The 11774-nt window shown below is 77.3% G+C and carries 1 protein-coding gene and 6 pseudogenes; 4 read left to right on the forward strand and 3 right to left on the reverse strand.

Going from position 1 to position 11774, the window contains the following annotated elements; genetic code table 11:
• Positions 1-1300 precede the first annotated feature (1300 nt).
• Both C6W10_RS38250 and C6W10_RS36985 read left to right on the forward strand, forming a co-directional pair.
• Positions 1301-1468 (forward strand): annotated as a pseudogene (locus C6W10_RS38250) (ABC transporter permease); the annotation flags it as partial.
• 186 nt (positions 1469-1654) lie between these two features.
• A pseudogene (locus tag C6W10_RS36985) lies at positions 1655-1873 on the forward strand (glycosyltransferase family 1 protein); the annotation flags it as partial.
• A gap of 405 nt (positions 1874-2278) precedes the next feature.
• On the opposite strand, the pseudogene C6W10_RS36990 reads toward C6W10_RS36985, so the two are convergent.
• Positions 2279-2437, reverse strand: a pseudogene (locus C6W10_RS36990) (23S rRNA methyltransferase); the annotation flags it as partial.
• A 761-nt stretch (positions 2438-3198) separates the two neighbouring features.
• Here C6W10_RS36990 and C6W10_RS39870 point away from each other — a divergent pair.
• A pseudogene (locus tag C6W10_RS39870) lies at positions 3199-3321 on the forward strand (signal recognition particle-docking protein FtsY); the annotation flags it as partial.
• 177 nt (positions 3322-3498) lie between these two features.
• On the opposite strand, the gene C6W10_RS38265 reads toward C6W10_RS39870, so the two are convergent.
• The gene (locus C6W10_RS38265) at positions 3499-3756 is read right to left on the reverse strand and encodes a hypothetical protein (RefSeq protein WP_199853815.1); all 258 of its coding nucleotides are present in this window, start codon (positions 3754-3756) and stop codon (positions 3499-3501) included.
• Between the two features lie 3549 nt (positions 3757-7305).
• Positions 7306-7668 (reverse strand): annotated as a pseudogene (gene eno / locus C6W10_RS37030) (phosphopyruvate hydratase); the annotation flags it as partial.
• 3170 nt (positions 7669-10838) lie between these two features.
• Between eno and C6W10_RS39875 the strand changes: the two are divergent.
• Positions 10839-11261: pseudogene (locus C6W10_RS39875) on the forward strand (AMP-binding protein); the annotation flags it as partial.
• Positions 11262-11774: the final 513 nt, after the last annotated feature.

Below are 11774 nucleotides of genomic sequence, written 5' to 3' on the forward strand. Positions count from 1 at the left end.
GCGGGTTGGGGAGCGGGGAGTTGGGGGGGGGCGGGTGGGCGCGCGAGGTCGTGGGGCGTGGGGGCAGGAGGGGGGGGGGAGCGGCAGAGAGGGCAGAGACACAGAGGGGCATGTCGGCGGGCGGGCGGGGGTGGGGGGGGGGGGGGTGGGGGGGGAGGGGGGGGGGGGGGGGCGGGGAGGGGGGGGGGGGCGGGGCGGGCGGGGGGGGGGGGGGGGGCGGCGGCGGGGGGGGGGGGCGGGCGGGGCGGGGGGGGGCGGGATCAGAAGGTCCGGGACCGCGATGGCGGCCCCGGAGGTGGCCGGCGGCGCCGCGATCGTGGTGCAGCGCCAGCCGAACGTGCCGGGCGGCAACCGGAAGGCCGGGCGGAGGGCGAGCGCCCGACCCAACCCCGAGCTCGGCGTCGTCGCCCAGGGCGCCGGCCATCTGATCCTCGCCCCCCCGCCCCCCAGGGCCGCCCCCCGCCCCAACGCGCGCCCCGCCCCGGTCGCGCCCACGGTATCGGGTCCTCACCAGCCCGGCCCGGCCCGCCGGCACCAGCACCAGCCCGACCACCCCGACGCCCACCCAGCCCGCCCCGCCGTCCCCCCCCACCCCCAACATCGCCCCGCCCCACCCAGCAAAACCTCTCCCACACACGCACACTCGCCACCACCCCCCCCCCCCCCCCCCCCCCCCACACCCCCCCCCCCCCCCCCCCCCACCCCGCCCCCCCCCCCCGGCCCCCCCCCCCCGCCCCCCCCCACCCCCCCCCCCACCCCCCCCCCCCACACCCCCCACCCCCCCCCAATCCGCCCACCCGCCCCCGCCCCGCCCCCCCCCCCCCACGCGCCCCCCACACCCACACCCCCTCCCCACGCCCCACCTCTTCGGTCGACTGTGTGACTTCTTTCTCTTCTTTATCACCCTGTCTGCCTCCGTCGGTCCTTTCCTACCGTATCCTACCCTCTCCACCCCGGTGCACCCCTCCCCCTCCTCTCTCTTGTCCCTCTCCGTCGCCCCCCCCGCGCCCCCCCCCCTCCCCCTCTCCCTCTCCCCCTTTCCTCCCCTTCCTTTCCCCCCCCCCCCCCCCCCCCACACCCCCCCCCCCCCCCCCCCCCCCCCCGCCCCCCCCCCCGCCCGCCGCCCCCCCCCCCCCCCCCGCCCCCCCCCCCCCCCCCCCCTCCCCCCACCCCCCCCCCCCCCCCCCACCCCCCCCCCCCCGCACCCCCCCCCCCCCCCCCCTCACCCCCCCCCCCCCCCCCCACCCGGCGCCCCCAGCACGCCCCATCTCCACACCACCCCCCGTCACCCCACACCACCGTCTACGCGGTCGCAGGCAACTGCGAGCCGGCCCGGCGGGCCGGCATCAACGTGGAACGGATCCGGATCTCGGTAATCGTGATCTGCTACTCGAAAGCGGCGGGCGGCAGCATCGTGGCGGCCAGCTGGGCCACCTCGGACGACGCCAAAAACCGCGGCAGTAAGGTTCCTAGCCCTTATACACATCTAATATTTTAAAGGGCCAAGTATGCTGCAACGTGTACTGGAGAAAGTAAACAAGCCTCATCTTGTCACCATTCGTTCTGGATTAAATCTCCCTAGTCTCTAGACCCTTCGGACTGCCCCGCAAACCCCTGAGCTTGTGTCAACTCGGCAACTGTCTCTTTCTCACACATACCACTACCATCGAGCGTTGGTAGATACGTCGACGGCCTGCTCGGCCCCCTGGGCAAGGTGATCGGGCCGGGTCTGGCGCTGGCCGTAGTCGGGCTTCGCACCGACGCCGAGCGCTACTCCCGGATGCGGCCGGCGCCCGAGGTGATCGCCGCACCGGCGGCGGTTGCCCCGGGCCCGGCCCGGCTGGCCTGGGCTCCTGTCTCTTATCCACCTCTAACATGGACAACCCAGCGCTACATACGTCTACCGGTTACAGTACATCGCGACACACAATCTCATCCGACGTCCCTCGACCATGCATCACCGATGTTCCGTCTGACCAACACACACGCCTCACGCCCCGTCCACCGCTAACGCGGAGGATCTGCACGACAACCTGCGCACACCACAAGGGAAGGTCGTCAAGAGTGACACAGGCCGTGACGTGTTAGTAGGCAGCATCAGGGCGACAATAGAAAGGGTAGACGGCGTGGGCAGTCGTGGGGGGAGTCGGAAGCGGAGAAGAGTGAAGGCGATCCGAGCAGGCAAGAGAGTGAGGGTCGGGATCAGGAGCAGTATCAGGACCAGCGGAAGTTATCTGTTTAGGGGGCGGGGACGACGAGATGGGTATAAGAGAGAGGGCCGGGGGTGCGCCCGGGAGGCCCGGCGCAGCGCCGGCTTGGAGACGTCCAGGGCAAACCCAACGGCGGCGGGGAGCGCGTCGAGCACCGCGCCGAGGTGCCGGCCGGTGACGGCGCCGGCATCCACCACAAGTTCCGGGTAAGTCTGCGGCGCCGGCCCGGCGACCGCCCTGGCGCCTCAGAACAGCGCCCGAACCCACCGTACCACCCCCTGGCGCGCCCGGTCCGCCGGTGGCCCGGCCGCGGCGTCGACCCGTCCCTCCGTCCCCGTCCGGCCCGCCCCGCGCCTCGCGCCCTACCGCCTGCCCAGCCCCCCGGCGCCCCCCCCCGCGCCGCCCGCCCCCCCCCCGCCCCACCCCGCCGCGCCCGCCCCGCCCCGCCCCCCCCCCCCCCCCCGCCCCCCTCCCCCCCCCCCCCCCTCCCCCGCCCCCCCCCCTCCCCGCCCCCCCCCCCCCCCACCCCCCCCTCCCCCCCCCCCACCCCCCCCCCCCCCCCCACCCCCCACCCGCCCCCCCCCCGCGCGCACGCCCCCCCCCCCCCCCTCCCACTCCCCACACCCCCCCACACCCCCCACCCCCCTCGCCACCCCCCCCCGGCCCGCCCCCCCCCACCCCCCCCGGGAGGGGGGGGCGGGGACGCGGCGGGGGCGGTGCGGGAGGCGGGGGGGGGTGTGCACGGCGTACGTGGCGCGGCGAGACGGCACAGCCGGGCTGGGTGGCGGGGCGGGGGGGGGGGGCGGGGGGTGGGCGGGGGGGGCGGGGCGGGGGGGGGTGGGGGGGGGCGGGGCGGGGGGGGGGGGGGCGGGCGGGGGGGGGGGGGGGGGGCGCGGCGGGGCGGGTGGGGGTCCGGGAGCGGACGGGGGGCCGGTCGGGGCGGGCGACGGGGGAAGGTGCCGGCCCGGCGGTACGGGTGGGGGTCGGGGTGAAGGGGGCGGGGAAGACGACAACCGGCGGCAAGGTGGCCCGGGGGCTGATCGGCGACGGGCGTACGGGGCTGCTCGGTGCGGCGGGCACGTGCCGGGCGGGCGCCGCCGAGGAGCTCACCACCTGGGCCCCTTCGTTCTTCTGTATTTGTCCCGGTACGCTCTGGCCACCGTGTTTATCCTCTTCTTCGGCTCCCCCCTGGTCTTCAACCCCCTTCTGTTCTTCTTCTTCCTCGTTTCCCTCCTTTTCTACCTCTTCCCCGTACCCCTCTCCCCCGTCTCCCCCTCCTTCTCCTCCGTTACCGCCCTCCCCTGCCCCGTCCGTTCCCTTTCTCTTCTACACCTCTTCCTCTTCCGCCGATACTCCTTTTTTCTTTCTCTTTTTTCTCCGTCTCTTTCTCCTCCTCATCCTCTTCTTTCTCCCTCTTCCTCTTTCTCTCCTTCCCTTCCTTCCTCCTCCTTCTCTTCTCCTTCTCTCTCTCACCTTCTCTTTTCTTTTCTTTCTCACTCCTTCCTCTCTCCTCTCTCCTCTTCCTCTCCCTTCTCTCTCCCTCCAACTCTTCCCCTGTGGTGTGGTGGGTCTGTGCTGGGTGGTCGCGGGGCGTCGCGGTGGGGGGTGGTGGTGTGCGAGGCTGGGGAAGGGGGCTGGGGGGGAGGGTGTGGTGGAGTCGGAGGGGGGTGAGCAGGAAGGGGAGGGGAGAGAGGGGGGGGGGGCGCGTGGCGCGGGGGGAGGCGGGGGACGGGGGGGGGGGGGGGGTGGGTGGGGGGGGGGGGGGGGGCGGGGCGGGGGGGGGGGGGGGGCAGGGGGGGGCGGGGGCGGGGGCGGGGGGGCACGGGGCCGGGGGGCGGGCGGTGGTGCGGTGTCGGGTGGGCGCAAAGGGCGGCGGGCGCGCGGGGCGGGCAGCCGCTGGGGGGGGTGTGGGCGCGGCGGGTAGGGGTAGGTGCCCGACGCTACGGGTAAGTGCGCGCGAGGGCGGCCGCGCGGTCGGTCCGGTGCAGGGCCCCCACGCCCCATCCCCCCCCCCGGCACCGCCGGGCCCGCACCCCCCCCCCCCGACCACCAGCCGCACGGCGACACCCTCACCGCCTCCCCGCCCCCCCACGTCTCCGCCCCCACCCGGCTGTTGGCTCCCCACTTCGACGACGCCCGCCTGTCCGGCAGCCTGCCCCGTGGTGCCACGCCCGCCAGTCACCCCGCCCTCCCCGCCCCCCCCCCCCCCCCCCCCCCCCACCCCGCCCCCCCGCCCCCCCCCGCCCTCCCCCCCCCCCCCCCCCTCCCCCCACCCCCACCCCCCCCCCCCGCTCCCCCGGCCGCCCCCCCCCCCCACCCCCTCCCACCCCCCGCCCCCCCACTCCCCCCCCAGCCACCCCGCCCGCGCTGCCCCCCCCCCCCGGTTCCCCGCGCCGCCCCCCGCTGCAGACCCACCCCCCAACCCGTCCGCCGGCGCCCTGGGGCGCCCCGGCCGGGCCAGTTCTGCGCGGCGTGGGGCGGCGGGGCCGCCCAGGCGGCCGGGCCGGGGGTGGCGGCCGCCCGGGCGGCCCGACCGGGTGGGGGGGAGGGGGTGGCGGACGGGCGGGGGGGGGAGGGCGGGGGGGGGGGGGAGGGGGGCGGGGGGGGGGGGGAGGGGGAGGGGGGGGCGGGGGGGGGGGGGGGGGGGGCGGCGGCGGGGGGGGGGGGGGGGGCGGGCGGGGGGGGGGGTGGGGGGGGGGCGGGCACGGGGGATGGGGGGGGGGCGGCGGGGTGCAGGGCGGGGGGGGGGGAGGGGGGGGGCAGGTGGGAAGGCGGGGACAGGGGGCGGTGGCCGATCGGGAGGGGGGCGGCGGAGGCGGGCTGGGGGGGCGGGGTGGTGATGGGGGGGCGGTGGGGGAGCATCCTGCTCTTCCTGCTGCCGGTCCACGACACCCCCCGCACCGAGACGCTCGTGAACCTCCCCCGCTCGGGCTTCTTCGTTGTCGCTCCGCCGCTCAGCGCCTTCATCGCCCGTGCCGGCCTGGCCCTCCCCCCCCCCTCCAACCTGCCGCTCGCCGCCGCCCCCCGCCCACACCCCGCCCCCCGCCACGCCGCTCCCCCCACCCCGTTCCACACCCAGCGCCCCCCCCCCCCCCCCCCCCCCCCCCCCCGCCCCCCCCCCGCCCCCCCCGCCCCCCCCCCCGCCCCCCCGCCCCCCCCCCCCCCGCCCCGTCCCCCCCCCCCCCGCCCCCCCCCCCCCCCCCGCCCCCCCCGCCCCCACCCCCCCCCGCCCCCCGCCCCACCGCCCGCGGCCCCCCACACGCCGGCCCCCCCGCCGCCCCCGCGCACGCCCGCGCGACTCCGGGCGCCGCGAAGCCGGCCGCCTGACCGGTCGCGCATCTCCGGACGGCCCGGCGCGGCCGTCCCGTCCGCAAACGCCGACCGCGTGCGGCGGCCCCGCCCCGCCCCCCCGCCCCGCCCCCCCCGCCCCCCCCCGCCCCGCCCCCCCACCCCCCCCCCCCCCCCCGCCCCCCCGCCCCCCCCCCCCACCCCCCCCCCACCCCCCCACCCCCCCCCCCGCCCCCCCCCCCCCGCGCCCCCCCCCCCCGCCGCCCCAGCCCCCCCCCCCCCACCCCCCGCCCCCCCCCCCCCCCCCACCCGCCCCCCCCCCCCCCCGACCCGCCCCTGCTCCACACCCTCCGACCTGCCCTGGCCTGCCGACACGCCACACCCCCCCACCCGCCTACCCACGCGCCCAGTCCACCCACCCCCCAGCGCCTCAGCCAACATTCTTATCTCCTGTAGTAACTTATTCAAGTGTTTGTCCACGTGCTCTGTTTTTATAGTTAATTCTGGGGCTAGCACCGAGTTTTACACAATGAGTATCGTCGGCAGGATCAGATATGTGTACGAGACGGACGTCTGGTCACGGGTCCCGATTGCACCCCGGTCGATGTCGTCTGGCCGACACCTCCCGCCCGGCCGGGAGGTGTCGGCCAGACGACATCGACCGGGGTGCAACCGGGATCCGGGAGCGGACGTGTCTTGGCCGCAACAGGGAACGGGCGGAGAGACCGCCCTCCACAGTGGACCAGGTATACACCTCTCATACCTCCCGAGACAGGCAGAAAACTCGTCAGTCTCCTACTGAATGAATAAATAAAAGAAAATGATAAATCCATCAGTCAACGGATTGATAAGGTGATATAGAACATAACGGTCCGGCAGCGACCGCCCGGCCCGCCCCTCCGCTCCCACGCCGGCGTCGGCCCCAGTCCCCCCCCCGCGCCCCCCGCATCCTCCCGCACCTCGCCCTCGTGCCACACCTCTTGACCAGGATCGCGCCCGCTCGCTCCCCCCCTCGCCCGGCGCTGCTGCGCTCCGCCCACGTCGCTCCCGCCCCCTGCGGGCCGGGCACCGTCGCACGCCCGATGACCGTGCCCGCCGCCCCCGCCCCCCCCCCCGCCCCCCCCCTCCCCCCCCCCCCGCCCCCCCCCTCCCCCCCCCCCCCCACCCCCCCCTCCACCCCCCCCTCCCCCCCCCCCACCCCCCCCGCCCCACCCCCCCACCCCCCCCCGCTCCTCCCCAACCCTGCCCCCGCGCCCCGGCACCCCACCCCGACCGCCGCGCCGCCCACACGCCGCCCCCACGGGGGGGGGGAGGGGGGGCGGGGGGCCGGGGGTGTGCTGGGGGGGGGCAGGGGAGGGTAGGTGAGTGGGGGGGCGGCCGGGGGGGGGGGGGAGGGGGGGGTGGAGGGGGGGGGGGGGGGGGGCGAGGGGGGGGGGGGGGGGGGGGGGCGGGGGGTGGGGGGGGGGGGGGGGGGGGGCGGGGGGGGGGGGGCGGGGGGGGGGGTGGGCGGGGGGAGGTGGGTGTAGGAGACAGGGCCATCGCGCGTCCGCGGGCGTGGGGGGGGGGGATCGGTCGGGCTGCGCCTCGGTACGGTTCCGGTTGCCCTGCGGCGGTTGGGGCCGCGCCGGTCGGCCGGCGGTCGGTGGCCGCAGCACGGCGTCGGTCTTCGCGCTCTTCTCGCGGTGCTCCTCGGGCTGGCTCACGTCGCTCTCCTCCTCTCGGCCCGGTCCCCGCTCAGTGTCCGGGGAACACGGGGAGCTGACCGAGGAGTATCGTCGGCGGCTGCAGATGGGTATAAGGGACAGGGCTCGGTCAGCGAACCGATCTGGTTCACCTTGACCAGTACGGCGTTCGCGGTCCGCTCCGCGATGCCCCGGGCGATCCGCTGCGGGTTGGTGACGAAGAGGTCGTCACCGACGATCTGGACCTGGTCGCCGAGCGCGGCGGTCAGCCCGGCCCAGCCGGACCAGTCGTCCTCGGAGAGCGGGTCCTCGATGGAGACGATCGGGTACTCGTCGGGAAGGGGTGGGGCAGAGTCGGTCATCTCATAAGAAGGAGGGGGGCTGCTCTCGAAGGTGTAGACCCCGTCGTCGAAGAACTCGGTGGCGGCTACGTCGAGCTCGAAGACGATTTACGTGCCGAGCCGGTAGCCGGCCTTCTCGACCCTTTCGATTCTCTACGCGCAGCCTTCCGCCTTCCTCTTCGATTTCTTCGCCTCCCCTGTTGCTCCTCTCGCGCCGCGCGCTGTCTAACCCACCCATCTTGTCCTCGTCGTCCTCCTCGTTCATCACTATCCTGTCCCCCTCTTTGAGCTCCTCCCCCCCCCCCCCCCCCACACCCCCCCCCCCCCCCCCCCGCCCCCCCCTCCCCCTCCCCCCCCCCCCCCTCCCCCCGCCCCCCCCCCCCCCCACCCCCCTCCCCCCCCACCCCCCCCCCTCCCCCCCCCTCCCCCCCCTTTTTCTTTCCTCCCCCTTCCCCCCCCCTTTCTCTCTCCCTTCTTTCTTCCTCTCTGCTCTTCCTCCCTCCCCCTTTTCTCTTCCCTCCTTCCCCTCCCCCCCCTCCTCCTCCCCCCCTCCCTTCCTCCTTCCTCTCCCCTACGTACCACCGAGGTCCTCGGCCCGACGGCGCCGGGGGTCGACCCACGGCCCCTGTCCGGCCTGCTGCGCCGGCCGACCGAGGCGCCCGACCCGGTTCCCGAGGATGGCGCCGCTTGCGCGGCCGGTCGCCATCCCGGTGCAGGCGACGCCCTGCCGGCCCGGTCCTGCGACCTCCCCCACTCGCCCGCGCGCCGTCCCGGTCGGGCGCCTGGTGGCGCGGTCTTTCCGGTATGGTCGGGCGACATCGGGTCGGTTTGCGGCAGGGCACCACCCCACTGCACCTTGGTAGCCTGTGCAGCGGTGGTCCGCCGGGGCAGTCCGACCGCTGTGTTCGTCGGCTCGGTCCGCGGCCGAGACCGGCTGGTGCGCCCCACCGTCGGTGGGCGAGGCCGGCTTCAGAGTCGTCGGACCATACTGCGACCACCTAGACGGGTGCGCTCGGGGAGGACGACTGGTAGGTCCGGCCGGGTTGGGTCGCGTCCCTTACACAGATCTGACGCCGCTGGCGAGGAGGAAGAGGAGGGGGAGGAGGGAAAAGGAGGGGGAGAGAGAGGAGGAAGAGGGAGGGAAGGGCAGAGAGGGAGAGGAAGAGAGAGAAAAAGAGAGAGGAGGAGGAGGGGAGCAAGACGAGGGGAAAAAAAGAAGCGGAAAGAAAAAAGGAGATTCGTACCCTGGCCGGCCTGCAACCGCTCGTACACCGCACCCTGGCCCCCAACCCCCCCTCGCCGAGCGCCGGCCACCTGCCCCAGGCCCCCGCCCCCCGCCCCGGCGCCACGCCCCGCGCCTTCCCCGCCCCGCCTCCCGGCGCACCCTCCCCCCAGGCCGACCCCCACCCCCCCACCGCGCCCCTCACCGCCGCCGTCCACGCCCCCGCCCACCCCCCCCCGCCCGCCCCCCCGCCCCGCCCCGCCCCGCCCCGCCCCGCCCCGCCCCGCCCCCCCCCGGCGCACACCGCCCCCCAGTGCACCCGCGACACGCACTTCGCGGACACTCCGCGCGCGGCGAGCGCCGCGCCCCACCAGCCGCGCCCCTCGTAGCACGCACAGCGCCGGTCGCCCCCAGACACTCACGCGGTCCGCACCACACCCCGCAGCTGCTGGCCGAGGCGGTACCGCACGACCCCGCGCAACCCATCGCGGTGCCCCGGGCCCCGATGTCGGACCCCATCGCCGACCCGGAGCCCATGCTGCGCCCCCCCGCCGCGCCCCGCGCCCGACAGTGCGTCACCGTCCCGTTGCGCTGCGCCGACTGCCGCATCGGCGTCGCCCAGCAGGGCACCCCCCCCCCCCCCCCCCCCGCCCCCCCCCCCCCCCCCCGCCCCCCCGCCCCCCGCCCCCCCCCCCCCCCCCGCCCCCCCCACCCCCCCCCCCCCCTCCCCCCACCCCCCCCCCCCCGCCGCCCCAGCCCCCCCCCCCCCACCCCCGCCCCCCCCCCCGCCACACGCCCCCCCCCCCCCTGCCGCATCACCCACTCCCTCCCCCCACCCCACCCGCACACCCTACCCACATCTACCTCCCCCAAATGTGGGACGCGAGGCGGCTGCCGGGGGGGGGGGGGGTTGGTGGGGGGGGTGGCGGCGGGCGCGGGCCGGCGCGCGTGTGGGGAGGGGGTGCGGTGGGGGGTCGACGGGTGGGGGGGGCGGGTCGGGTGGCGTGCGGGGGTGGGGTGGCCGGGAGGGACGCGGGTGGGTGGGCGGGGGGGGTGCGGGAGCGGCTGGGCCGGGGGGCGGGGGGGGGGGGGCGGTGGCGGGGGGGGGGGGGGGCGGGGGGGGTGGGGGGGGGGGTGGGGGGCGGGGGGGGGGGGGGGGGCGGGGGGGGGGGTGGGGGGGCGGGGGGGGGGGCCGGGGGGGGGGGGCGGGGGGGGGGGGGGGGGGGGGGTGCGCGAGGGAGTAGGGGTCGAGCCGGGCCGGGTGGGGGATGGGGGTGTGCGGGCGGGGGCGGGTGACGTGGGCGTCTTCACCGTCCGCCGCCCGCTCCGGGCCGCCACCCCGCCAGGTCTGCGTCGATCTCGGCGCCCAGCTTTTCCCGCTCCCGCCCCCCCCGCAACGAGGCGGTGCCCGCGTTCCGGGCCAGTCCGGCCACCCCGCCTCCGTCCAGTTCGTGCAGCCGGCCGTCTACGTCGTCCGCGCCGCTGCGGCTGTTCCCCCCGCCCGCCGCCCCCCCGCCCCCCCCCCCCCCCCCCACCCCCCCCACCCCCACCCCGCCCCCCCCCCCCCCCCCGCTCCCCCCCCCCCCCCAGCCCGCGCCCGCCCCGCCGCCCCCCTCCACGTCACCCTCCACCGGCACGTCCCCCACACGGTCGTCCCCCGTCCCCCCACCACACGCCACACCCGCTCCCCGCCCAACGCCGCCGACACACTCAACAGCTACCCCACCCCCACTGTGTGTTGGTGAGGGGGTGGGGGGGGGTGGTGGAGGAGGTAGTGGCGTGGCAGGGGGGGGTGGCGGGGGGGGGGGGTGGGGGGGGGGGGCGGGGGGGGGGGGTGGGGGTGGGGGGGGTGGGGGGGGGGGGCGGGCGGGGGGGGGGGGGCGGGGTGGGGGGGGGGGGCGGGGGGGGGGGGGGGGGGGGCGGGGCGGGCGGGGGGGGGCCGAGCAGGACCGGCGCGATCAGCCTGGCTCGGGCGCAGAGTCGGGAGACGGCTTGGGCGAGCGGCAGTAGCGGGCCGGCGCCGACGGGGCTGAGGCAGCCCCGGTGCCAGTGGGATAGCGAGGAGATCTGTAACCCGGCGATCGCCGCGGTGCCGATGCCGAGCTGCACTGAGAGGAAGAACAGCGACATCGGGAGGGCCGCGATCAGCGCGAACACGACCGCGGTGGTGTGTGAGGGGGTGTCGTTGTCGTTTGCGGAGTTGGATCGTCGGGCGGGTTTGGTGGCGGGGCGGTTGCGGGGTTTGGGTGTTGGTCCGGAGGTGTTGGTGGGGTTGTGTGTGGGGCGTGGGGTGGAGATGGTGGTGGGTTTGTTGGGGGTGTTGAAGGCGGGGGGTGGTTATGTGCCGTTGGATCCGGAGTATCCGGTGGAGCGGTTGGGTTTTGTGTTGGGGGATACGGGTGTGTCGGTGGTGTTGACGCAGGAGGGTTTGTTGGGGCGGTTGCCGGTGGGTGTGGGGGTGGAGGTGTTGTGTTTGGATCGTGATTGGGGTTGGTTCGAGTCTGGTGTGGGGTTGGTGTCCCCCCCCCCCCCCCCCCCCCCCCCCCCCCCCCCCCCCCCCCCCCCCCCCCCCCCCCCCCCCCCCCCCCCCCCCCCCCCCCCCCCCCCCCCCCCCCCCCCCCCCCCCCCCCCCCCCCCCCCCCCCCCCGCCCCCCCCCCCCCCCCCCCCCCCCCCCCCCCCCCCCCCCCCCCCCCCCCCCCCCCCCCCCCCCCCCCCCCCCCCCCCCCCCCCCCCCCCCCCCCCCCCCCCCCCCCCCCCCCCCCCCCCCCCCCCCCAAAAAAAAAAAAAAAAAAAAAAAAAAAAAAAAAAAAAAAAAAAAAAAAAAAAAAAAAAAAAAAAAAAAAAAAAAAAAAAAAAAAAAAAAAAAAAAAAAAAAAAAAAAAAAAAAAAAAAAAAAAAAAAACCCCCCCCCCCCCCCCCCCCCCCCCCCCCCCCCCCCCCCCCCCCCCCCCCCCCCCCCCCCCCCCCCCCCCCCCCCCCCCCCCCCCCCCCCCCCCCCCCCCCCCCCCCCCCCCCCCCCCCCCCCCCCCC

The sequence above is a fragment of the Plantactinospora sp. BB1 genome, assembly GCF_003030385.1.
Lineage (GTDB): Bacteria > Actinomycetota > Actinomycetes > Mycobacteriales > Micromonosporaceae > Plantactinospora.